Raw genomic sequence first — 22231 nt, 5'->3', positions numbered from 1 at the left:
GGGCCGATCAGGCGAGAACGCGGACCTCGGGCGGTCCTTCGCGGAAGCGGCCGACCACCGCGGCCTTGTCGAACCCCCGCGCGCGGGCGAGCGTCAGCACCTGCTCGGCGTGGGCCGGATCGACGGCGATCAGCAGGCCGCCGCTGGTCTGCGGGTCGGTGAGCAGGTCGCGCCGCCAGTCCGCCAGGTCCGCCGGCAGGCGGACCGCCGCGCCGTAGCTCGCCCAGTTCCGGCCCGAGGCGCCGGTGCGCACCCCGTCCCTGGCCAGCGCCTCGACGGTCGGCAGGATCACCGGCGCCGACGCCTCGATCTCGGCCGTCAGGCCCGCGCCGCGGCACATCTCCAGCGTATGGCCGAGCAGGCCGAAGCCGGTCACGTCGGTCACCGCGTGCACGCCGTGGGTCTCGCCGAGCTCGGCCCCGAGGACGTTGAGCTGGGTCGTGGAGTCGATCAGCGCCGCATAGCCCTCCGGCGCGATCTTCTCCTGCTTGAAGGCCGCCGAGAGGACGCCGACGCCCAGGCCCTTGGTGAGGATCAGCACGTCGCCGGCCCTGGCCGTGCGGTTGGTCAGCAGCCGGTCCGGATGGACGAGGCCGAGCGCCACCAGGCCATAGATCGGCTCGACGCTGTCGATCGAGTGGCCGCCCGCCACCGGCACGCCGGCCGCGGCGCAGACGCTCGCCCCGCCGGCGAGGATCTGGCCGATGGTCTCGGTGGAGAGCTTGCCGATCGGCATGCCGACGATCGCCAGGGCGAGGATCGGCCTCGCCCCCATGGCGTAGACGTCCGAGAGGGCGTTGGTCGCGGCGATGCGGCCGAAGTCGAAGGGATCGTCGACCACCGGCATGAAGAAGTCGGTGGTCGCCACCAGCACCTGGCTCTCGTTCAGCCGCCAGGCCGCGGCGTCGTCCGAGGTCTCCGTGCCGACCATCAGGTCGGGGAAGGCGGCCGCCGCCGGCATGCCCTTCAGGATGTCCTGCAGCACGGCCGGGGCGATCTTGCAGCCGCAGCCGCCGCCGTGGGCCAGGGAGGTCAGGCGGACGGCGTCGGGCGATGCGGGGCTTTGGTCGAGCGGGCTCATAATTCCAGTATAAGGACCGCGAGTGCGGGAGGCGACGGCGCGTGACGATCGAGGTGGTTGAGACGGCGGATCCGGGGACGCTTTCGCGGTTCGACATGATCATCGACGTGCGCAGCCCGGGCGAGTTCGCCGAGGACCACGCCCCGGGCGCGGTGAACCTGCCGGTGCTCTCCAACGAGGAGCGCGCCGAGGTCGGCACGATCTACGTCCAGGAGAGCCGCTTCAAGGCCCGCCGGATCGGCGCGGCCTACATCGCGCGCAACGTGGCGAGCTATCTGGAGACTGTCCTGGCCGACCGGGACGGCGCCTTCCGCCCGCTCGTCTACTGCTGGCGGGGCGGCCAGCGGTCCAACGCCATGGCGGTGATCCTCGATTCCGTGGGCTGGCGCACCGGCCTGCTCAAAGGCGGCTACAAGACCTACCGCCGGCGCGTCTCGGCCGAGCTCTACGACCGCGCCCTGCCGCACCGCCTCGTGCTGCTCGACGGGGCTACCGGCTGCGGCAAGACAGAGCTCCTCGGCCTCGTCGCCCGGCGCGGCGTCCAGGTGCTGGACCTCGAGGGCCTGGCGGCCCACCGCGGCTCGCTGTTCGGCGGCCTGCCGGGCGTGCCCCAGCCCAGCCAGAAGATGTTCGAGAGCCGGCTCCTCGGCGCGCTCGAGGGCCTCGATCCCGCCCGCCCCGTGCTGGTCGAGGCGGAATCCTCGAAGATCGGCGAGCGGGTCCTGCCGCCGGCGCTCTGGAAGTTGATGGAGGCGGCGCCGCGCATCGAGGTCTCGGCGCCGGCCGAGGCCCGCGCCCGCTACCTGTTGTCGGCCTACCGCGAGATCACCCAGGACCGCGCCGCCCTCGACGACCTCCTGGCCCGCGTGCCCGACCGGCCGGGCCGCAAGCGCCTCGCCGAATGGCGCGGCCTCGCCGAGGCTGGCGACTTCGAAGCCCTGGCCGCGGCCCTCATCGAGCTGCATTACGACCCCGCCTACCGGCGCTCCAGCCGCAGGGACGAGCACCCGCGCCTGGCCGACATCGACATGGCGGGCGTCGCCCCGGCCGACCTCTCCGCGACCGCCGATCGCATCGCCGCGCTCGTGGTTGACGCTGCGGACCGCTTGCCCGGCGCGCCTGTCCGAGCGTAACTGCCGCCCAAGGTCCATCATAGGATCGGGGAGGCGTCGACATGCGCGTGATCAAGCTTGGATTGGCTCTGGCCCTCGCGGTGGGCCTGGTGGCCTGCCAGAAGGCGGCCAAGGGGCCCGGGAACGTGGACGGAGCGCGGATCGCCGCGGCCGACACCAACGGCGAATGGGTCAGCTACGGCAAGGGCTACTCCGAGCAGCGCTATTCGCCGCTCGACAAGATCAACGCCTCCAACGTGGGACAGCTGGGCCTGGCCTGGTACGCCCAGTTCGACACCGACCGCGGCCAGGAGGCGACGCCCCTGATGGTCGACGGGGTGCTCTACACCACCACCGCCTGGTCCAAGGTCTACGCCTTCGACGCCGCCAGCGGCAAACTGCTCTGGTCCTACGATCCCAAGGTCGACGGCCGGAAGGGCTTCGACGCCTGCTGCGACGTGGTCAACCGCGGCGTCGCCGTCTGGAAGGGCAAGGTCTATGTCGGCGCCCTCGACGGCCGCCTGATCGCGCTGGACGCCAAGGACGGGCACGTCGTCTGGTCGGTGCAGACCACCGACCCGGCCAAGCCCTTCACCATCACCCAGGCGCCGCGCGTCGTGAAGGACAAGGTGCTGATCGGCAACTCGGGCGCCGAGTACGGCGTGCGCGGCTACATCACCGCCTATGACGCGGCCACCGGCAAGAAGGCCTGGCGCTTCTACACCATCCCCAGCCCCGACGGGAAACCGGACGGCGAGCCCTCGGACAAGGTGCTGAAGGACAAGGCCGCGGTCACCTGGCCGGAAGGCAAGTGGAAGCTGGTCGGCGGCGGCGGCACCGTCTGGGACGCCATCGCCTACGACCCGGCCCTCGACATGATCTACTTCGGCGTCGACAACGGCACCCCCTGGAACCAGGAGGAGCGCTCCGGCGGCAAGGGCGACAACCTGTTCGTCTCCTCGATCGTCGCCGTGAAGGCCGACACCGGCGAGTACGTCTGGCACTACCAGGTGAACCCGGGCGAGAGCTGGGACTACTCGGCCGTCCAGCAGATCACCCTCGCCGACCTCAACATCGGCGGCCAGCCGCGCAAGGTGCTGATGCAGGCGCCGAAGAACGGCTTCTTCTACGTGATCGACCGCACCAACGGTCAGCTGATCTCGGCCAAGCCCTATGTGCCGGTCACCTGGGCCAAGGAGATCGACATCAAGACCGGCCGTCCGGTTGAGAACCCGGCGGCCCGCTACAAGGACGGCCCCGAGCTGCAGATGCCGGCCCCGCTGGGCGCCCACAACTGGCACCCGATGGCCTACAGCCCGAAGACGAACCTCGTTTACATCCCGGCCCAGTCGATGCCCTTCGCCTACGCGGCGGATCCGAACTTCGTCTACAAGCCGGGCGGCTGGAACCTCGGCGTCAACCTGCTGGCCAACGCCGGCAACATGACGCCCGAGCAGGCCAAGCAGTTCGCCGCCAACCTCAAGGGCGCCCTGATCGCCTGGGATCCGGTGAACCAGAAGCCGGCCTGGAGCGTGCAGCATCCCTACTTCTGGAACGCCGGCATCCTGGCGACGCCCGGCCTGGTCTTCCAGGGCGCGGCCGAGGGCCAGTTCTACGCCTACGACGCGGCCAACGGGAAACAGCTCTGGTCCTATCCGACGGGCAACGGCGTGATCGCCGCGCCGATGACCTACGAGCTGAACGGCGAGCAGTACGTGGCCCTGATGGTCGGCGCCGGCGGCGGCGGCCAGGTCTCGGCCCCCTCGCTGCTGCCGACGCGTCCGCGCCTGCCGGGCCGCCTGCTGGTCTTCAAGCTCGGCGCCAAGGCCCAGGCTCCGGAGTTCAAGATCGCCCAGCTGCCGCCGCTCGACCTGACCGGCGTCACCACCACGGGCGACAAGTCCCACGGCTACGTCGTCTTCAACAACAACTGCCAGGTCTGCCACGGCGCCAACGCCACCGGCTCCTGGCTGCCGGACCTGAAGCGCTCGCCGATGATCACCACGGCCGACAACTTCAACTCGGTGGTGATCCAGGGCGTGCGGGCCCACAACGGCATGGTCAGCTTCTCGCGGTTCCTGAAGCCGCAGGACGTGGAGGACGTGCGCGCCTTCCTGATCAGCCAGGCCAAGGGCGAGCCCCTGCCGATCCCGGCCGCCGGCGCCAAGACCGCCGCCGGCGCGAAGTAGGCCTCTCGCCTCTCCCCAAGCTTGGCTTGGGGAGAGGCGCAGCCCTAAAGCACCGCCGCGAACTGCTCGGCGATCCAGTCGGCCTGATCCGCCGTCAGGATCAGCGGCGGGGCGATGCGGATGGTGTGCTCGTGGGTCTCCTTGGCCAGCAGCCCCCGCGCCTGCAGCGCCTCGCACACCCGGCGCGCGCCGCCGGCGTCCGCGTGCAGCTCGACCGCGATCATCAGCCCGCGGCCGCGGACCTCCTTGACCGAGGGCGCGGCGATGGCGTGAAGGCTCGCCTGCAGCCGCGCGCCGATCCTCGCCGCGTTCTCGACCATGCCCTCCTCGACCAGCACCTTCAGCGCGGCCCGGGCGACCGCGCAGGCCAGCGGGTTGCCGCCGAAGGTCGAGCCGTGCTCGCCCGGATGCAGGACGCTCATCACCTCCGAGTTCGAGAGCACGGCCGAGACCGGATAGAAGCCGCCCGAGAGCGCCTTGCCGATCAGGGTCAGGTCGGCCTCGATCCCCTCGTGCTCCTCGGCCAGCAGCTTGCCGGTGCGCCCGAGTCCCGTCTGGATCTCGTCGAGGATCAGGATGACGTCGTGCTTCGTGCAGAGCTCGCGGGCGCGCTGCAGATACCCGGCCGGCGGGATGATGACCCCGGCCTCGCCCTGGATCGGCTCGACCAGGAAGGCGACGGTGTTCGGCCCGATCGCCGCCTCGAGCGCCGCCGCGTCGCCATAGGGCACGACCTTGAAGCCGGCCGGGTAGGGGCCGAACCCGCCGTTCGAGGTCGGGTCGGTGGAGAAGCCGACGATGGCGATGGTGCGGCCGTGGAAATTGTCGGCGGCGACGATGATCTCGGCCTGGCCGTCCGGCACGCCCTTGACCTCGTAGCCCCACTTGCGAGCCACCTTCAGCGCGGTCTCCACGGCCTCGGCGCCGGAGTTCATCGGCAGGACCTTGTGGCTGTTGGTGAGGGCGCAGAGCTCCTCGTAGAACGGTGCCAGCTGGTCGTTGCGGAAGGCCCGCGAGGTCAGGGTCAGGCGCTGCGCCTGCTGGGTCATGGCGGCCAGGATCTTCGGGTGGCAGTGGCCCTGGTTGACCGCCGAATAGGCCGACAGGCAGTCGAGGTAGCGGCGGCCCTCCACGTCCCAGACGTGGACCCCTTCGCCGCGGGTCAGGACCACGTCCAGCGGCTTGTAGTTCTTGGCGCCGTACTCGGCCTCCAGGGCGATGTAGCTGGCGGTGAGCGAGCGCTCGAGGGCGATGTCGTTCATGGCGAATTCCTTCTGGAGGATCACTCCGCGGCGAGGATGGCCCGTTCGGGACGGCTCTTCCGGTCGAGGCGCAGGGTCATGCAGTAGGCGGCGCCGCCGGACAGGATGAAGGGCGAGAGGTCGACCTCGGTCAGGCTGTAGCCGGCGCCGGCCAGCTTGGCCTTCAGGCTGTCCGGCGCGCGGGCCATGACGATGCGCTGGCCGAGGTTGACGGCGTTGACGCAGAAGGCCTGCGCCTCCTCGTCCGAGGCCTCGATGCGCAGGTGCTCCGGCACGCGAGCGCGGATGGTCGCCAGGGCGTCGGCGGTGAAGGCCGCCGGGTAGTAGAGCACCTTGCCGCCGGCCAGCGGGCAGAAGCAGGTGTCGAGGTGGTAGTAGCGGTCCGAGGCGAGCTCGAGGCCGACCACCTCCTGACCGAAGACCTTGTGGATCACCGACAGCGAGGCCCGGCTGGAGCGCGGGCCATGGCCGGCCCAGAAGAAGCTGCGGTCGGCGTCCCAGATCGCGTCGCCCGCGCCCTCCTGGAAGACGCCCTCGGGCAGGTCGACGATCTCGTCGATCAGGCCGCGGGTCTTCAGGCGGCAGAACACCTCGCGGAAGATCGCCTCCTCGCCCTGGCGCTCGGGGTAGCGGAAGCGTGCCGGCAGGGCGCGGCCGTCCAGCACGATGGCGGCGTTGGCCGGGAAGACGAGGTCCGGCAGGCCCTGGACCGCGCCGATGGTCTCCACCTGCGCGCCAAGTCCCTGCAGCGCCTGCTTCAGCTCGCCCGAGGCGGTCTTGGCGGCGGTCAGGCAGGCGCTCGGATCGGCCTTCCAGGCGTCCGGCTTCATCCAGGGATTGATCTGGTAGCAGACGTCGAAACATCCCGGATCGGTCATCAGATAGAGCGGCCGCTCGGTCATGCCTGGCTCCCCATGGAAACGAACTGGGCCATAGGGTCTCGCGCGGCGGCGCTAGCGAAAAGCCGGCAAGCTGCTAGATTTCGTCAGCATAACTGGCGTTTCGTCAGGCAGGATTGGCGATCCGATGGACGACCTCGACCACAAGCTCCTGGGCCTCCTGCGCGCCGACGCGCGCGAGTCGGCCGCCGCCCTGGCCAAGGCCCTCAAGGTCTCGCGCGGTACGGTGCAGAACCGCATCGCCCGGCTTCAGGCTGAGGGTGTCATCCAAGGCTTCACCGTGCGCACCGGCCGGGGGCTCGAACCCAACCGCGTGCGGGCGATCATGACCATCGCCATCGAGGGCGAGCGCTCGCGATCCGTCGTCCGCGCTCTGCGCGGCCTGCCCGAAGTGGCGGCGATCCACACCACCAACGGTCGCTGGGACCTGGTGGCCGAGCTCGACACCGCCACCCTCGCCGAGTTCAGCCGTACGCTCGATCAGATCCGCACGATCGACGGCATCGCCTCGACCGAGACCTCGATCCTCCTGGCGACCGAGAAGATCTGACGCCTAACGCGTGCGGGCGCGGGCCTTCTTGGCCGGAGGGGCTTGGGGCGGCTCGGCCTGGTTGGCCGGCTCCATGCCGGGCGCCGACACCTGGAAGATGCGCGCCCAGTCGGCGGGGGAGGCGGCGGGGGCCTGGAGATGACGGCTGGCGGCCAGCAGCACGTGCAGCTGGTCGAGGCTGTGCTCGGTCATCGGCGCGCCGAGGATCTCGCCGGCCAGCTCGTGGATGCGCCGCAGCCGCTCCTGCGGCTCCAGCGGCGTGTCGGGGCTGACCGCCAGCACGATGCGGTGGCTCATCGCGGCGGCGGCCTCGCCGCGGCGGCCCGCCACCTCGGCCAGCACTTCGCGGGCGCGCAGGTCGCCGGGGTTCAGCGCCAGGAGGTCCTGGGCGTAGCGGGCGGCGGCGTCCTCGCGGCCGAGCACCAGGTTGCAGGACAGGGCCGCGCCGAGCAGTTCCGGCTGGCCGGGGACCAGGGCGACGAGGGCGGCGACGTAGAGCTCGGCCGTGGCCACGTCGTTGGCGCGCAGCCGCTCGTTGAACATCTCGGCGGCGGCGGCGGTGATCGCCTGGAACCCGGCGGCGGCCTGCGCCGTCGGCCCGCCGAGCTGCTGAAGCTCGCCGAGCCGGGCGAGGGCGTCGAGCATCCGGCCCGAGGCGGCCAGCGACTGGGCCAGCGCCAGCAGCGCTTCCGGATCGGGACCCAGGCTCACCAGGTGCTCGAGGACGGTGATCGCCTCGGCGTGGAGCCCGCCCGCCTGCATCCGCCCGGCCAGGGCGCGCAGTGGCTGGGTGGCGGCGCCGCTCTCCTCCAGAACCGCCAGGGTGTCGTAGGAATCGAAGCTCAGGCTGTAGCCATGGCTGCGCAGCAGTTGCTCGGCGGCCGCCCGGTCCGGCGGCTGCAGGTGCTGGTGCTCGTAGTGCACGACGGCCGGCCGGAAGCGCGCGAAGTCGAACAGCTGCAGGATCCGGTAGTCGTAGCCCTCGGTGTCGACCTGCAGGATGTCCACCCGCTCGACGCCGAGTTCGGCCAGGAGGCTCGTCATGGTCCGGCTCTGCACCGGCACCGGCTCGACCAGGGTGCGCAGGATGGCGGTCGTCTCGGCGTTCGGGCTGGAGCGCCCCAGCACGCCGGTCTCGGCCAGCAGGTCCTCCATCAGGAACGACGAGATGCCCCCGAAGTGCGGCGGCAGCATGCCGCTCTCCACCGCCTCGGGCTTGAAGCGCCAGATCACCCGCTCGCCGTCCTCCTCGGAGATGGCGCAGTTGATCGGCGTCACCCGGTCGGAGCCCGCGTAGAGCGCCTGCAGCTTGGCGAAATAGCCGGGCACCGGCTCGACGATGACGCCCGAAAGGTTGCTGGCCACCACATGCGGCCGCAGCGGATCGAAGCTGACCCCGTCGTAACCGCCGACCTGGACGAAGAAGGGATTGGGGTTGCGGGCCAGCAGCGCCTTGATGGCGGCTGCGAACCTGTCGTCGGCCCCGAGCGTCTCTCTCGACATCTCGCGTCTCCCGTCTGGTCGCCGCCGCTGGTCGCCGCGACGTCGTCCGCGCGAGCCCCAAACCCGTGGCTTTCACCCTGCCTAAGGCGCGATTCGTATAGTTAACCTTAAGCTCTGCCGTAGGCCGCCGCGGCGCCTTACGCCTTGCCATTTTTCAAACGACCGTTAGTCACGTCGTCGATTTCAAGCGCTGACGATATTTCCAGGATTGGTTCGGATGGCTGACGAAGCCCGTATTGAGACCGAGGCGCCCCGGGAGGCCTACGACGACCGGCCCACCCATCTCGAGCCCGGCGAGCTGCCGCCCGAGGTCCAGGCGCCGCTCGCTATCTACAAGGGCGCCGAGCCGCCGACGCCGAAGTGGTTCAAGGACGCCGTCGCCATCGAGCCGGAGCGCGGCTTCGTGGAGAGCCTCGGCTCGAAGCTCGAGGTCCTGAGCTGGGGCGAGGTCGGCAAGCCCGGCCTGCTGCTGGTGCACGGCAACTCGGCCCACGCCGACTGGTGGAGCTTCATCGCCCCCTACTTCGCCGACGACTATCGCGTCACCTCCATGTCCCTGGCCGGCATGGGCGCTTCCGACTGGCGCGAGAAGTACGCCTTCGGCGACTTCGCGGACGACGCCGAGGCCGTGGCCCAGGCCACCGGGCTCTACGCCGGCGGCCGCAAGCCGATCTACATCGGCCACTCGTTCGGCGGCGGCCAGGTGTTCTACGCAGCCTCGCGCTTCCCCGAGCGGATGCACGCCGCGATCCTGGTCGACACCGGCTTCGGCGGCCCGCCGCCCGAGGAGCTCGAGCGCCGCAAGCGCCAGGCCGAGATGGTCCGCAACATCCCGACGGTCGACCGGCCGAGCCGGGTCTATCCGACCCTGGAGGCGGCGCTCGCCCGCTTCCGCCTGATGCCGCCGCAGCCGGCCGGCAATCCGTTCATCGCCGACTTCATCGCCCGCCGCTCGCTGAAGCGCGCCCCGCTTCCCGACGGCTCGGGCGAGGGCTGGACCTGGCGGTTCGATCCGGAGATGTGGAACAAGCTCACCCGCTCGGGGATGGAGTTCTCCAACGGCGGCGCAGGCAAGGTGAAGGTCGAGGTTCCGCTGGCCCACATCTATGGCGCCAACAGCCGGATCATCGAGCACCGCAAGGCGGGCGCGCCCTCGCCCCTGCCGGACGACGTGCTGGAAATCGAGATCCCGGATTCCCACCACCACGTGATGATCGACCAGCCGCTGGCGCTGGTCGCGGCGCTGCGCGCGCTATTGGCCGCATGGCCTCACTGAGCGGTGTTCTTGAGCAGGGGCGTGGTCTCGTGTAGGCACGCCCCACCGAATTTCTTCTGCGCACGAAACCAGAGAGAGCGTTCATGGCCGGAGCGGCTTCCGACTACCACCGCGGCGATATGGACATCGCCGAGCAGGTCTCCACCTTCGAGCTGTTCAACGCCCTGACCAAGTGGGGCTCGCTGTTCGTCGGCGCCCTGCTGCTGTTCCTCACCCTGTGGTTCTGCACGCCCGCGGGCTTCCTCGGCGCGGCGATCGCCACCGCGGTCGTGGTGGGCCTCGGCGTCTTCCTTCTGCGCGACAAGCCGGAGGCCGCGGCCGCCCACTAAAGGCTCCGCGAGCGCCCGCCGTCGAAGGTCGGCGGGCGACTTCAAACGTTTGTTCGAAATCGGCTCGGCGTTATCTGGACAGAGGGTGACGGAGCCCCCTATGGTCCGGCTCGACGTCAGCCTGACGGGGGGATTCGAGGGCATGGCTTCTATCGCCGTCACCAAGGAGCGCCGCGCAGGCGAGACCCGCGTCGCCGCGGTCCCCGAGACGGTGAAGAAGCTCATCGCAGCCGGCTTCTCCGTGACCGTCGAGGCCGACGCCGGCCTTGCCGCTTCCTATCTCGACGACGACTACAAGGCGGCCGGCGCGACCATCGCCAAGACCGCCAAGGACGCGGTCGGCGCGGCCGACATCCTGTTCAAGGTGCGCGCCCCCGAGGCTGACGAGATCGCCGCCCTGAAGTCGGGCGCCATCGTTGTCGCCCTGCTCAATCCACACCAGGACAAGGCCAGCCTCGACGCCCTCGCCAAGAAGGGTGCGACCGCCTTCGCCATGGAGTTCGTGCCGCGGATCACCCGCGCCCAGGTGATGGACGCCCTGTCCAGCCAGGCCAACCTCGCGGGCTACCGCGCGGTGATCGAGGCCGCCGAGGCCTACGGCAAGGCCATGCCGATGATGATGACCGCCGCCGGCACCGTCGCCGCGGCCAAGGTGTTCGTCATGGGCGTCGGCGTCGCCGGCCTGCAGGCCATCGCCACCGCCCGCCGCCTCGGCGCGGTGGTCACCGCCACCGACGTGCGCCCGGCCACCAAGGAACAGGTCGAGAGCCTCGGGGCCAAGTTCGTCGCCGTCGAAGACGAGGAGTTCAAGGCCGCCGAGACCGCCGCCGGCTACGCCAAGGAAATGTCCGCGGCGTACCAGGCCAAGCAGGCCGAACTGGTCTCCGGGCACATCGCCAAGCAGGACATCGTCATCACCACGGCCCTGATCCCCGGTCGCCCCGCGCCCAGGCTGGTCAGCGCCGCCCAGGTCGCCTCGATGAAGCCGGGCTCGGTGATCGTCGACCTCGCCGTCGAACAGGGCGGCAACGTCGAAGGCGCCAAGCTGGGCGAGGTCGCGGTGACCAAGAACGGCGTGAAGATCCTCGGCATCCCCAACCTGCCGGGCCGCATCGCCGCGGACGCCTCGGCGCTCTACGCCCGCAACCTGTTCGCCTTCGCGGGCCTGTTCCTCGACAAGGAGGGCAAGTTCGCCCCCGACTACGAGGACGAGATCCTCAAGGCCGCCCTGGTCACCCAGGCCGGCGCGATCACCCATCCCGCCCTGAAGGCCTGAGCGCGAGGCAGCACATGGACGCCGTCGATCCCACCGTCTTCCGCCTGGCCATCTTCGTGCTGGCGATCTTCGTCGGCTACTACGTGGTCTGGAGCGTGACGCCGGCCCTGCACACCCCGCTGATGGCCGTCACCAACGCCATCTCCTCGGTGATCATCGTCGGCGCCCTCTTGGCCGCCGCGGCGCACGGCGCCGGCGGCGAGCTGACCCGCAACGTCCTCATCTCGAAAGGCGCCGGCGCGGTCGCCGCCGGCTTCGCGGCGGTCAACATCTTCGGCGGCTTCCTGGTCACCCAGCGAATGCTCGCCATGTACAAGAAGAAGCAGAAGTAGCGCGGGGTCTGGGGGGCTTACATGAACGCCAATCTCGCCGCCGTCCTGTACCTCGCGTCAGGCGTCCTCTTCATCCTGGCGCTCCGCGGCCTGTCGAGCCCGGAAACCAGCCGCACCGGCAACCGCAACGGCATGATCGGCATGGCCATCGCCGTGGCCACGACCCTCGCCACCCTCTGGGGGCAGGGGGTGCTGGACGTGCTCACCCTCGGCCTCATCGGGGTCGGCGTGGCCATCGGCGGCACGGTCGGGGCGATCATCGCCCGCCGCGTGGCCATGACCTCCATGCCGCAGCTCGTCGCCGCCTTCCACAGCCTGGTCGGCATGGCCGCCTGCCTGGTGGCGGTGGCCGCCATCCACACCCCGGCGGCCTACGGCATCGTCGGCCCTGACGGGGCGGTGCAGCTCAAGTCGCTCATCGAGCTTTCCGTCGGCCTCGCGATCGGCGCGGTCACCTTCACCGGCTCGGTGATCGCCTTCGCCAAGCTGAACGGCAACATGAGCGGCGCACCGATCCTGCTGCCCGCCCGCCACCTGCTGAACATCGCCATCGGCCTGGGCATCGTCGCCCTGATCGTCGTGCTGGTGATGAGCGGCGGCTCGGCCCTGTGGGCCTTCTGGGGGATCTTCGGCCTCTCCCTGCTGATCGGCGTCACCCTGATCATCCCGATCGGCGGCGCCGACATGCCGGTCGTGGTCTCGATGCTGAACAGCTATTCGGGCTGGGCGGCGGCGGCTCTCGGCTTCACCCTCGAGAACATCACCCTGATCATCACCGGCGCCCTGGTCGGCTCCTCGGGCGCCATCCTCAGCTACATCATGTGCAAGGGGATGAACCGCAGCTTCATCTCGGTGATCCTCGGCGGCTTCGGCGCCGACGACGCGGCGGCGGGCGCCGGCGGCGGGCGGGTCGAGACGCGGCCCGTCAAGCAGGGCTCGGCAGACGACGCGGCCTTCATCATGAAGAACGCCTCCAAGGTGATCATCGTCCCCGGCTACGGCATGGCCGTCGCCCAGGCCCAGCACGCCCTCCGCGAAATGGCCGACAAGCTCAAGGAAGAGGGCGTGGAGGTGAAGTACGCCATCCACCCCGTGGCCGGCCGCATGCCGGGCCACATGAACGTCCTCCTCGCCGAGGCCAACGTCCCCTACGACGAGGTCTTCGAGCTGGAGGACATCAACGCCGAGTTCCCGACCGCCGACGTCGCCTTCGTCATCGGCGCCAACGACGTCACCAACCCGGCGGCCAAGACCGATCCCTCCTCGCCGATCTTCGGCATGCCCATCCTCGACGTCGAGAAGGCCCGCACCGTGCTGTTCGTGAAGCGCGGCATGGGCTCGGGCTACGCCGGGGTCGAGAACGAGCTCTTCTTCCGCGACAACACCATGATGCTGTTCGGCGACGCCAAGAAGATGGTCGAAGGGATCCTGAAGGCCCTCTAGGTCCTGTCCCGGGCCTTAAGCGAACCCGACGTCACGCGAACTCGGCGTGCGGGAAGCCGTGGCCGACCGCCAGGATCGGTTCGTGCAGGACCGGCTCGTGATCCGGCGCCGGCGGATCCTGCGGCCTGGCCGCGGGCCTGGCCTCGTCGGGGACCAGCACCCGCACGTCCGGCCGCCCGTCGCCGTCGAGATCCAGGTCCACCCAGTGTGAATTGGCCGGCGTGACGGTCGCGGTGACCTGAGGCTCCGGCGTCGAGGGCGTCGGGTGATCCGTCGCGGTCGGCCGGAAGCTCGCGCCCACGAATCCCGCCCCGACGAAGGTCGACTCCGGCGGGTTGGTCGGCGTCTCGGTGGTCTTGGGCGCGAGGCCGCCCGGGCCGGCGGCCATGGCCAGGCGCGGCTCGAAGGCCAGCACCACCGGGGCGGCGGCCACCGCGGCCGGCGCCGCCACCTCCAGGTTGGCGATCGGCGAGACCCCGCCCGGCCCGCCGGTCCCGGCGGCCAGGGCCTGGGCGCCGTGGTCGGTCGGCAAGGCGCCGTCGTCCTCTAAGGCGAAGGAGCGCCATTCGCTCGCGGCCGAACCCACCAGCGACGGCGGCAGCGCGGCGGCCGTCCCGTCGTGGGCCGCCTCGCCGAGCGGGGCGACGTCGAGGGCCGACGCCGCATGGGCGGCCAGGCCGTCGCCGCCCACCAGGTGCAGATGGAACGGCGAAGGCGCGTCCGGCTCGTCGCGTCCGGCGGTCTCGTAGAAGAAGGCCGTGGCGACGATCAGCGCCAGGATGCTCTGCGCCTGGCGCGAGAACGGCATCACCACGCCGCGGGTCTCTTCCCAGGCCAGCCGCTCGCCGAGCATGGCGGGCAGGTCCTCGCCCTCGCGCAGGCTGTCGTCGAAGGAATGGTGGATGACGAAGACGCCGCCGATCCGCGCCACGTGGATCAGCACGTCCTCGTGCTCGTCCTTGACCACGCACCAGGGGTCGCCCTCCTCGCTGACCCCATAGATCACCTCGACCTTCAGCCCGGCGGCGATCAGCCGCTCGCCGAGCTCGGCCAGCCGCGCGCGCTCGTCCTCGGTCCAGGCGCCGCTGGCGCTGACCTTGCGGATGAAGGGAACGACCTGCCCCACCGCCGCCGCCTCAGGCCTGGACCGCCGAGCGGCCGCCCTCGCCGTCGAACAGCAGGCGATAGAGCTCGGGCTCGTAGTAGCGCAGCAGGGTCTGGGCGAACTCGCGCGGCTCCCGGCCCAGCGCCTGGGCCCAGGCGCCCTGGGTCTCGATCGGCAGCCGGCCGAGCCCGCTCTCCACCTGGGAGACGAAGGTGTAGTAGCGCAGCCCCACCCGCTCGGCGAGTTCGGCCTGGGTCAGGCCGGCGCCTTCCCGCGCCTCCTTCAGCCAGCGGCCGGCCTGCTGGCGCAGCCGCTTGATCTCGGCGGCCTTGGCGGGGCTGGCGGCGGGACGGGGCATGGCGAGACTCCGGACGCGCCCCCTTGATGGGGCCGACGAAACAGATATACAGTTTTTACTTAACTCGTACTTACAAGACGCAATCGCGCTTGTGAGAGAGATAACACGTTCGCCGCCGCTGGGGAGTCCCCCTCGCGTCAGGTCGAGCCCGGCCACTGCACGTTTCGGGGAATCCTCATGCGCCGTCTGTTCGTCACCGCCGCCCTCCTGCCCCTGGCGCTCGCCTCGGCGGCCCGCGCCGAGACCAAGATCACCACCGCGGTGACCACGCCGGTGAAGACCTCGACCGCGGCCGGCGGCGCGCCCGACGACCTGACCATCGATTCCGCCGGCTCGGTGAAGCCCACCGCCGCCGGCGCCGCCGTGACCCTCGATTCCAACAATGCGGTGAAGAACGCCGGCGTCGTCGGCTTCAACAACGTCAGCGGGGCGACCGGCGTCCTGGCGCTCGGCGGCCATACGGGCTCGGTGACCAACACCGGCGCCATCAACCTGCTCGAGGACTACACCCCCGCCGACGCCGACAACGACGGCGATCCCGACGGCCCCTTCGCCCAGGGTTCGGCCCGCTTCGGCGTCCGCGTGACCGGCCCGGCCGCCTTCACCGGCGACATCCGCAGCAACCTCGGCGCCTCGATCACGGTCGAAGGCGCCGACTCCGCCGCCATCTCGGTGGAGACCCAGCTTGCGGGCAACCTGGTCGACGCCGGCGCGATCAGCGTCATCGGCGACCGCTCGGTCGGCCTCTCGGCCCAGCAGGTCACGGGCGATGTGCGGGTGACCGGCGCGGTGGTCGCCCAGGGCGGCGGCGCCAGCGGGGTCGTCCTCAACGGCGACGTCGGCGGCGCGCTCCTGCTGCAGAACGCCATTACCGCCACCGGCTATCGCTCCACCGAGCGCCTGGCCGACAGCGTCCGGGCCAAGCTCGACGCCGACGACCTGCTACAGGGCGGCGCGGCCGTGCGCGTGACGGCCAGTGTCGGCCAGGGAATCCTCCTCGACAAGCCGCCGGCCGACAAGGACGCGAGCAACCCCGACGAGGACAACGACGGGACGCCTGACGCCCAGGAGAGCACCGCGAGCGTCACGTCCTTCGGCGCGGCTCCGGCCCTCGACCTGGGCTCGGGCCGCGCCACCACCATCGGCGCGGTCGGGACCGGCGAGAACGGCTACGGGCTGGTGATCCGCGGCGCGGTCACCGGGGCCGGCGTCAACGACGGCGTGGCGGCCACCGCCATCCGCGTCGGCCAGGCCGGCGGCGGGACCACGACCCTGGTCGGCGGGATCAACAACCAGGGCGGCACGATCAGCGCCAGCGCCTTCGGGGCGGACGTCACGGCGCAGGGGGGCGCGGCCACCGCGTTGCTGATCAACGCCGGCGCCGCGGTCCCGGCGCTCAAGAACTCCGGGGTCATCCAGGCGACTCTCGCCGGCGGGTCGCAGGACGCCCGCGCCATTGTCGACCTCTCCGGCAGCCTCAAGCTGGTCGAGAACACCGGCGCGATCACCGCCGCGGTCACGCCCAAGGCCGGCTCGACCAACCTCGGCCAGGCGATCGCCATCGACCTTTCGGCCAACACCACGGGCGCGGTGGTCCGCCAGTCGAAGGCGACCGAGACCTCCAAGCCCGCCATCGTCGGCGAGGTCCGGTTCGGCTCGGGCGACGACCGGCTGGAGGTGCTGGGCGGCGCGGTCGCCGGCGCCATCTCGTTCGGGGCCGGCGCCGACACCCTCGTCCTCGACGGCGGCGCCAGCGTCGCCGGCAAGCTGACCGACAGCGACGGGCGCCTCACCATCGACGTGGAGAACGGCCGCCTGGCCCTGGCCAACACCGGCGCCCTGCAGGTCAGCGCCCTGACGCTCGGCCCCAAGGCGGTGCTGGCCGTGACCATCGATCCGGTCGCCAACACCGCCACTCGCTTCGACGTCTCCGGCGCGGCGAGCCTCGCCAGCGGCTCCAGTGTGGAGCTGAGCCTCGCCTCCCTGCTCAAAGGCGCGAAGAGCTTCGAGCTGATCAAGGCCGCCAGCCTACAGGCCGGCGCCGTCGGTACGAGCCTCATGGGCGCGCCGTTCCTCTACCAGGCCACGCTGCGCGCCGACGCCGCGGCGGGCTCGCTGAACGTCGACCTGCGGCCCAAGACGGCGGCCGAGCTGGGCCTCAACCGCTCCGGGGCCCAGGCCTATTCGGCGGTGTTCGCCGCCCTCGACAAGGACCCGGCGATCGGCGGCGCCTTCCTCGCCCAGAAGACCCAGGGCGGCTTCCGCGCCCTCTACGACCAGATGCTGCCCGACCACTCGGGCGGGGCGCTGATGTCGGCCGCCGCCATCTCGGGCGCCATCTCCCAGGCGGTGGGCCAGGCCCTGCCGCACGACGGCTACGGCGGCTCGGCCATCTGGGCCCAGGAGATCGCCTTCCGCATCGACCGCGACCGCGAACAGGCCGCCGGCTTCACCTCCACCGGCTACGGCCTGGCCGGCGGGGCCGAGATGGTCGGCGAGAAGAACGCCCTCGGCCTCGCCGCCAGCTTCGTGACCACCGAATACAAGGACAAGGGCGCCGAGGTGGGCGAGCGGGTGGTGATGAACTTCGCCGAGGCGGGCGCCTACTGGCGGCTGCGCCAGGGGCCGCTGCAGGCCGACGCCCGGGCCGGCGTCGGCTACGTCTGGTTCGACGGCGACCGCCGGCTCGGCGGCGCGGGCCTGTCGCGCTCGACCAGGGGCAAGTGGAACGGCTGGCTCGCCGACGCCCACGCCGGCGCCTCCTACGTCCTGAAGGCGGGCGCCTTCTACGCCCGGCCCGAAATCTCCCTCGACTACATCCGCCTCTCCGAGGATGGCTACCAGGAGGCCGGCGGCGGGGCGGGCTTCGACCTCAAGGTCGAGTCCCGCGACGGCGACCTCTTCACCGGCCAGGCCCTCGTCGCCTTCGGCTGGGAGTTCGGCGAGGACCAGTCCCACTGGGCGCCCGAGCTCAAGCTCGGCTGGCGGCAGAAGATCTCCGGCGCGCCGGGCGTCACCGCCGCCCGCTTCCAGGGCGGGACGGCCTTCACCCTCGATCCGGAGACGCCCTCGTCCGGCGGCGGCATCGTCCGGCTCGGCCTCAAGGCGACGGGCGACCAGATGTACTTCGCCCTCGACGGCGGCGCAGCCATCGACGACCGCACCCGCGAGTATGACGTGCGCGGCACGATCCGCTTCCGGTTCTGACGCGCAACGCCTTTGTCATTTGAAATTCGGGTTCAGATGACGCTGGACTGTCAAAAGTAATCGTCAGGCAAATCGTCTGGACTGCGCCCTTTTTCCGCCTAAAAGGGCCGCAAGTTAGCCGCCCATCGTCAGATGAGACGCCGACGCTTTGCCGCTCGAACGGGGGCGGGCTGCGTGAGCGCTCGGCCTGAACTGGGAGTGTTCCAGGTTTGAGCGAGACGAACCTGCCTCGCGCCGCACGCCTGCGGCGCGGAGTCGTCGAGGGCGTGCTCGGCGGCGCCGTGACCCTGGTGGCGATCACCGTGGCCCATGCCTCCCTGCCGGAGCTGGTCCGCACGCCGCTCGCCGCGCCCGCGCGGCCGTCGGCCCCGCCGGTCGCCGCCGCCCCTGCGCCGGCGCCGCCGCCGGTGCTGATCGCCTTCCGGCCGCCGGTGCCCGATGGCGAGGTCGGCTCGCCTTTCGGCCTGCGCCAGCTTCCGTGGGAGGAGCGCGCCCGGCTGCACGCCGGCGTCGACGTGGTGGCGCCCGATCCCGAGCCGGTGCTCGCCGCCGCCGACGGGGTCGTCACCCGGGTCGGCGAGGATGCGGGCTACGGCCGCTTCGTCGAGGTCACCCACGCCGAGGGTCTGACCACCCTTTACGGGCACCTGCAGCGCGCCGAGGTTCGCACCGGCCAGGCGCTGAAGGCCGGCGCCCCGCTCGGCCAGCTCGGCTCGACCGGCTCCTCGACCGGCGTCCACCTGCATTTCGAGATCCACGACGCCAAGGGCCAGCCGCTCAATCCGGAGCTGTTCATCGGCCGCGCCTTCGCCACCCGCGCCGAGCTGCCCCTGCGCGAGGCCCGCCGTGTCCCGCGTCACGTCCGTGTCGCCTATGTCTCGCGCATCCCCCGCAGCAAGCGCGCCCAGATGGAGGCCAAGCTCGCTGAAGCGCGCGGCCTCGACGCCGAGGAGGGCGCTGCGCCGGACATCACCGAGAAGCTCGCCGCCGCCTCCCGGGCGCACGGACGGGTGCGGGTGCGCCTCAGCCTCTGATCCTCGGCCGATCTTCGCTGCGGATTTGTCCTCGGGGGCGCCTCGAAGCGTTACGAACGAGGGGCCATATGAGCCGGGCCGCCAACCGAGGGGATCGACGATGAAGTACAAGCAGCTTGGCCGCACAGGCCTCTACGTCTCCGAGATCTGCCTGGGGACCATGACTTTCGGCGGCTCCGAACAGGCGGGCATGTGGCGCGCCATCGGCGCCCTGCAGCAGGGCGAGGTGGACGCCATCGTCGGCCGCGCCCTGGAGGCCGGCGTCAACTTCATCGACACCGCCGACGTCTATTCGTTCGGCGAGAGCGAGCGCCTGCTCGGCCAGTCCCTGAAGAACCTCGGGGTCGCACGCAAGGATGTGGTGATTGCCACCAAGGTCTATGGCGAGATGGGGCCCAGGCCCAACGACCGCGGCGCCTCGCGCGGCCACATCATGGACAGCGTCCAGATGAGCCTCGAACGGCTGCAGACCGATCACATCGACCTCTACCAGATCCACGCCAACGACCCGGTGACCCCCATCGAGGAGACCCTGCGCGCCCTCGACGACCTCGTCCGCCAGGGCCTCGTCCGCTACGTCGGCGTCTCCAACTGGCAGGCCTGGAAGATCGCCAAGGCGCTCGGGATCAGCGAGGCGAGAGGCTACGCTCGCTTCGAGACCCTGCAGGCCTACTACTCCATCGCCGGCCGCGACCTCGAGCGCGATCTGGTCCCCATGCTGACCGCCGAGCAGCTCGGCCTGATGGTCTGGTCGCCGCTGGCCGGCGGGCTGCTCTCCGGCAAGTTCGGGCCCGGCTCCAACAATCCGACCGACGCCCGGCGCACAAACTTCGACTTCCCGCCGGTCGATCGCGACCGCGCCTGGAAGTGCGTCGAGGTCATGCGCGAGATCGGCGAGGCGCACGGCGTCTCGGTGGCCCGCGTGGCGCTCGCCTGGCTGCTCCACAAGCCGGCGGTGATGAGCGTCATCATCGGCGCCAAGACCACCGAGCAGCTCGAGGACAACCTGGCCGCCGCCGACCTCGTTCTCTCCGGAGAGGAGATGACCCGGCTGGACGACGTCAGCGAGCTGCCGGCCGAGTACCCAGGCTGGATGCTGTCCCGCCAGGGCGCGGCACGGGTTCCAAAGCCTTTCAAGCCGGCCGACTAGGGCGTATCGGGGAGCATGGTCTCGGTTCCGCGTGCGGGCGTCCGCGGCGAATTCATCGATGTCGGCGGGCGTGCGCTGCGTGTGGTCCGGGCGGGGCCGGCGGCCGCGCGGCCGCTGATCGTGCTGGAGCACGGCGCCTTCGGCTGCGCCGCCGACTGGGCGGTGGTCCAGGCGCGGCTCGCGGCCAAGGGGTTCCGCAGCCTCGCCTACGACCGCGCCGGCCTCGGCCACTCCGATCCGGGCCCGCAGCCGCGCGACGGCCGCGCCATCGTCTCCGATCTCGCCGCCCTGCTGCGCGCCCTGGATGAGCGCGGCCCGGTGGTCGTCGTCGGCCATTCCATGGGCGGGCTGATGGTCCGGCTCTTCGCCCTCACCCATCCCGACCGGGTGCTGGGCGTGGTGCTCGTCGACGCCGTGACCCCCGACATCATGCGCCTGCCGGCCGGGCCGGCCGGGATCAGGGCCTTCGGCCGGCTGCTGCGGGCCACGCGGGCGGCGGCGCGGCTTGGCCTGATGCGGCCGGTCTCGCTGCTCACCCACAACCTCATCGGCCTCGACGAGCCGGCGAAGTCGGAGAAGCGCGGCATCCACGGCTCACCCTCGCACGCCCACTGGGCGGCCGAGGAGGTCGCCATGTGGCCGACCACCTCGCGCCAGTCCGAGGAGACCGAGTTCCCGCCGGCCCTGCCGATCGCGGTGATCACCGCCGGCGCCGAGCGCAGCCGCCCGCTCCTGAAGTCGATCCAGGCGGTGCCGGCGCTCGCCTCGCGCCACGGCTACATCGAGCACGTCGCCGGGGCCAAGCACGCCAGCCTGCTCGGCCAGCGCTTCGCCGACCCCATCGTCCGCGGCGTCGAACAGGTGCTGGCCGCCGCCAAGGCCTAACCCGGCTCGCGCTCCACCAGGCCGCAGGCGGCGTGCAGGCGCGCCAGGGCCAGCGGCCGGCAGCGCGCCCGATCGAGCGCCAGACAGGTCACCGCCCCGTCCTCCACAGCCGCCGGCAGCCCCGGCCGCGCCTTGGCCGCGAAGCCCCGCACGGCCTCGCGCGCGGCGTCCGGCAGCCGGCTCGCCAGGCCGCTCAGCGGCCGGATCTCCATCGCGCGCTCAGCGGTGATCTCGAAGCGTCCGTCCCACACGACCGTCTCGCCCGCCGCCGCGCCCAGGTTGGCGAGCCCGCCCCGCGCCGCCTCGCCCGGCTCGCGCAGGAAGCGCACCGCCTCCTCGTCGGCCTCGATCCGCGCCCCGCCGAGCGTCGCCACGAACGCCGCCTCGCCGGCGAGTTGCGCGGCCAGCCGGCGCAGGCGTGCGGCGGGCGGTGGCCGGCCGGTGCCCGCCGCGCAGAGCGCCGCGGCGCCGACGAAGGCCTCGGCCGCCGGCGCGCGCAGGGCCTCGCGGGGAAGGCGCAACACACCCGCCGTGTCCATCTCGCAGCGCCCGGCCAGCCCCTGCAGGGCAGGCGCTCGCGGCGGCGCCGCTTCATTCTCCAGCCCGCCCGCCGCCCGCGCCCGGGCCCGGGCGAAGCGCAGGTCGGCGTTGGACGGATCCTCGATCCATGTCTCGCCCCGCGCCGCCAGCCAGTCGCGGATCGCCGCCCGCCGGACCGCCAGCAGCGGCCGCAGCAGGAAGACGCCGCGTCCTTCCGGCCAGGCCGGGGACGGCGACCAGGGGCGGGGCTCGGGCGTGCTGGCGCCCGCCGTGCGCATGGCGCGGGCCTCCAGCACGTCGTCGGCGGTGTGGCCGATGAGGATCACCGCCGCGCCGGCCTCACGCGCGGCCTCGGCGAGCAGGCGGTGGCGCGCCGCCCGCGCCGCGGCGGGCAGGCCGGCGGCCGGCTTCACGCCCATCCAGGCCAGGGCCCGGAAGTCCGCGCCCAAAGCGGCGGCGCGCGCGCGGCAGGCCGCCGTCCAGTCGGCGCTCTGTGGGTTCAGGCCATGGTCGACGGTGAGCACCAGGAGGCGGCGCCCGGCGCGCTGCGCCCACCCATGGGCGGCGAGCAGCAGGGCGAGGGAATCGCCGCCGCCGGACAGGGCCACGGCGAGGGGCCGCGTCCCATGGCGCAGGAGGCGCTCGTCGAGCGCCGCCGCGACCGACCGGTCGAGGTCGATGGGCTCGGCCGCGGTTCTCG

General features: G+C 71.6%; 19 protein-coding genes. 12 read left to right on the top strand and 7 right to left on the bottom strand.

What is annotated here, in order from left to right; all coding sequences use genetic code 11:
- Window positions 1–7 precede the first annotated feature (7 nt).
- Window positions 8–1081: a selenide, water dikinase SelD gene (selD, locus tag DJ017_RS00875; RefSeq protein WP_111526934.1), complete on the bottom strand. Its 1074-nt coding sequence runs from the start codon at window positions 1079–1081 to the stop codon at window positions 8–10.
- 41 nt (window positions 1082–1122) lie between these two features.
- On the opposite strand from selD, the gene mnmH reads away from it, so the two are divergent.
- Together mnmH and DJ017_RS00865 are read left to right on the top strand one after the other, a co-directional pair.
- The gene (mnmH, locus tag DJ017_RS00870; RefSeq protein WP_226999972.1) at window positions 1123–2214 is read left to right on the top strand and encodes a tRNA 2-selenouridine(34) synthase MnmH; all 1092 of its coding nucleotides are present in this window, start codon (window positions 1123–1125) and stop codon (window positions 2212–2214) included.
- A 41-nt stretch (window positions 2215–2255) separates the two neighbouring features.
- Complete coding sequence (locus DJ017_RS00865) at window positions 2256–4382, top strand: PQQ-dependent dehydrogenase, methanol/ethanol family (RefSeq protein WP_111526933.1); 2127 nt, start codon at window positions 2256–2258, stop codon at window positions 4380–4382.
- 44 nt (window positions 4383–4426) lie between these two features.
- Here the strand turns inward: DJ017_RS00865 and rocD are convergent, their stop codons facing one another.
- Entirely contained in the window at window positions 4427–5644 is a 1218-nt protein-coding gene (gene rocD / locus DJ017_RS00860) for an ornithine--oxo-acid transaminase (RefSeq protein ID WP_111529910.1), read from the bottom strand.
- A 20-nt stretch (window positions 5645–5664) separates the two neighbouring features.
- Window positions 5665–6546, bottom strand: a complete 882-nt coding sequence (locus DJ017_RS00855; RefSeq protein WP_111526932.1) for a dimethylarginine dimethylaminohydrolase family protein — start codon at window positions 6544–6546, stop codon at window positions 5665–5667.
- 124 nt (window positions 6547–6670) lie between these two features.
- Between DJ017_RS00855 and DJ017_RS00850 the strand changes: the two genes are divergently transcribed.
- Window positions 6671–7093 (top strand): Lrp/AsnC family transcriptional regulator, encoded by a 423-nt coding sequence (locus DJ017_RS00850; protein ID WP_111526931.1) that lies wholly within the window; start codon window positions 6671–6673, stop codon window positions 7091–7093.
- 3 nt (window positions 7094–7096) lie between these two features.
- Here DJ017_RS00850 and DJ017_RS00845 read toward each other — a convergent pair whose 3' ends face one another.
- Window positions 7097–8596: an FkbM family methyltransferase gene (locus tag DJ017_RS00845; protein WP_111526930.1), complete on the bottom strand. Its 1500-nt coding sequence runs from the start codon at window positions 8594–8596 to the stop codon at window positions 7097–7099.
- Between the two features lie 217 nt (window positions 8597–8813).
- On the opposite strand from DJ017_RS00845, the gene DJ017_RS00840 reads away from it, so the two are divergent.
- The 5 genes from DJ017_RS00840 (at window position 8814) to DJ017_RS00820 (ending at window position 13252) form a co-directional block, all read left to right on the top strand.
- Entirely contained in the window at window positions 8814–9872 is a 1059-nt protein-coding gene (locus tag DJ017_RS00840; RefSeq protein ID WP_111526929.1) for an alpha/beta hydrolase, read from the top strand.
- Window positions 9873–9955: 83 nt separating this feature from the next.
- On the top strand, window positions 9956–10201 hold the full coding sequence (locus DJ017_RS00835) for an aa3-type cytochrome c oxidase subunit IV (RefSeq protein WP_111526928.1): 246 nt from the start codon (window positions 9956–9958) through the stop codon (window positions 10199–10201).
- A 142-nt stretch (window positions 10202–10343) separates the two neighbouring features.
- Window positions 10344–11477, top strand: coding sequence for a Re/Si-specific NAD(P)(+) transhydrogenase subunit alpha (locus tag DJ017_RS00830; RefSeq protein WP_111529909.1), 1134 nt, complete (start codon window positions 10344–10346; stop codon window positions 11475–11477).
- 14 nt (window positions 11478–11491) lie between these two features.
- Window positions 11492–11809 (top strand): proton-translocating transhydrogenase family protein, encoded by a 318-nt coding sequence (locus DJ017_RS00825; RefSeq protein ID WP_111526927.1) that lies wholly within the window; start codon window positions 11492–11494, stop codon window positions 11807–11809.
- 21 nt (window positions 11810–11830) lie between these two features.
- Window positions 11831–13252 carry an NAD(P)(+) transhydrogenase (Re/Si-specific) subunit beta gene (locus DJ017_RS00820; protein ID WP_111526926.1) on the top strand — a complete coding sequence of 474 codons (1422 nt, stop codon included), beginning with the start codon at window positions 11831–11833 and terminating at the stop codon, window positions 13250–13252.
- A 31-nt stretch (window positions 13253–13283) separates the two neighbouring features.
- Here the strand turns inward: DJ017_RS00820 and DJ017_RS00815 are convergent, their stop codons facing one another.
- Window positions 13284–14378, bottom strand: coding sequence for a hypothetical protein (locus tag DJ017_RS00815; protein WP_111526925.1), 1095 nt, complete (start codon window positions 14376–14378; stop codon window positions 13284–13286).
- Window positions 14379–14388: 10 nt separating this feature from the next.
- Entirely contained in the window at window positions 14389–14715 is a 327-nt protein-coding gene (locus DJ017_RS00810; RefSeq protein WP_111526924.1) for a helix-turn-helix domain-containing protein, read from the bottom strand.
- A 177-nt stretch (window positions 14716–14892) separates the two neighbouring features.
- On the opposite strand from DJ017_RS00810, the gene DJ017_RS00805 reads away from it, so the two are divergent.
- The 4 genes from DJ017_RS00805 to DJ017_RS00790 all read left to right on the top strand — a co-directional run bounded on the left by DJ017_RS00805 (window position 14893) and on the right by DJ017_RS00790 (window position 20991).
- Entirely contained in the window at window positions 14893–17922 is a 3030-nt protein-coding gene (locus DJ017_RS00805; protein ID WP_111526923.1) for an autotransporter outer membrane beta-barrel domain-containing protein, read from the top strand.
- A gap of 209 nt (window positions 17923–18131) precedes the next feature.
- Window positions 18132–18956, top strand: coding sequence for a M23 family metallopeptidase (locus DJ017_RS00800; RefSeq protein WP_111526922.1), 825 nt, complete (start codon window positions 18132–18134; stop codon window positions 18954–18956).
- A gap of 100 nt (window positions 18957–19056) precedes the next feature.
- Complete coding sequence (locus DJ017_RS00795) at window positions 19057–20106, top strand: aldo/keto reductase (protein WP_111526921.1); 1050 nt, start codon at window positions 19057–19059, stop codon at window positions 20104–20106.
- A 15-nt stretch (window positions 20107–20121) separates the two neighbouring features.
- The gene (locus tag DJ017_RS00790) at window positions 20122–20991 is read left to right on the top strand and encodes an alpha/beta fold hydrolase (RefSeq protein WP_111526920.1); all 870 of its coding nucleotides are present in this window, start codon (window positions 20122–20124) and stop codon (window positions 20989–20991) included.
- Here DJ017_RS00790 and tilS read toward each other — a convergent pair.
- Window positions 20988–22211, bottom strand: a complete 1224-nt coding sequence (gene tilS / locus DJ017_RS00785) for a tRNA lysidine(34) synthetase TilS (protein WP_111529908.1) — start codon at window positions 22209–22211, stop codon at window positions 20988–20990. The two genes, DJ017_RS00790 and tilS, sit on opposite strands and share 4 nt — an antisense overlap.
- Between the last annotated feature and the right edge of the window lie 20 nt (window positions 22212–22231).

Origin of the sequence: Phenylobacterium soli (assembly GCF_003254475.1) — a bacterium.
GTDB classification, from domain to species: domain Bacteria; phylum Pseudomonadota; class Alphaproteobacteria; order Caulobacterales; family Caulobacteraceae; genus Phenylobacterium; species Phenylobacterium soli.
The sequence above is the reverse complement of the archived record's forward strand: the minus strand, read 5'-3'. Positions and strand labels throughout refer to the sequence as shown.

Excerpts from the sequence above, each read along its gene's own strand:
- DJ017_RS00855 (WP_111526932.1), bottom strand. The coding sequence starts at position 6,546 with ATGACCGAGCGGCCGCTCTATCTGATGACCGATCCGGGATGTTTCGAC.
- DJ017_RS00865 (WP_111526933.1), top strand. The coding sequence starts at position 2,256 with ATGCGCGTGATCAAGCTTGGATTGGCTCTGGCCCTCGCGGTGGGCCTG.
- DJ017_RS00830 (WP_111529909.1), top strand. The coding sequence starts at position 10,344 with ATGGCTTCTATCGCCGTCACCAAGGAGCGCCGCGCAGGCGAGACCCGC.
- selD (WP_111526934.1), bottom strand. The coding sequence starts at position 1,081 with ATGAGCCCGCTCGACCAAAGCCCCGCATCGCCCGACGCCGTCCGCCTG.
- DJ017_RS00795 (WP_111526921.1), top strand. The coding sequence starts at position 19,057 with ATGAAGTACAAGCAGCTTGGCCGCACAGGCCTCTACGTCTCCGAGATC.
- DJ017_RS00810 (WP_111526924.1), bottom strand. The coding sequence starts at position 14,715 with ATGCCCCGTCCCGCCGCCAGCCCCGCCAAGGCCGCCGAGATCAAGCGG.
- DJ017_RS00790 (WP_111526920.1), top strand. The coding sequence starts at position 20,122 with ATGGTCTCGGTTCCGCGTGCGGGCGTCCGCGGCGAATTCATCGATGTC.
- DJ017_RS00820 (WP_111526926.1), top strand. The coding sequence starts at position 11,831 with ATGAACGCCAATCTCGCCGCCGTCCTGTACCTCGCGTCAGGCGTCCTC.
- rocD (WP_111529910.1), bottom strand. The coding sequence starts at position 5,644 with ATGAACGACATCGCCCTCGAGCGCTCGCTCACCGCCAGCTACATCGCC.
- DJ017_RS00805 (WP_111526923.1), top strand. The coding sequence starts at position 14,893 with ATGCGCCGTCTGTTCGTCACCGCCGCCCTCCTGCCCCTGGCGCTCGCC.
- DJ017_RS00835 (WP_111526928.1), top strand. The coding sequence starts at position 9,956 with ATGGCCGGAGCGGCTTCCGACTACCACCGCGGCGATATGGACATCGCC.
- DJ017_RS00845 (WP_111526930.1), bottom strand. The coding sequence starts at position 8,596 with ATGTCGAGAGAGACGCTCGGGGCCGACGACAGGTTCGCAGCCGCCATC.
- DJ017_RS00840 (WP_111526929.1), top strand. The coding sequence starts at position 8,814 with ATGGCTGACGAAGCCCGTATTGAGACCGAGGCGCCCCGGGAGGCCTAC.
- DJ017_RS00850 (WP_111526931.1), top strand. The coding sequence starts at position 6,671 with ATGGACGACCTCGACCACAAGCTCCTGGGCCTCCTGCGCGCCGACGCG.
- DJ017_RS00825 (WP_111526927.1), top strand. The coding sequence starts at position 11,492 with ATGGACGCCGTCGATCCCACCGTCTTCCGCCTGGCCATCTTCGTGCTG.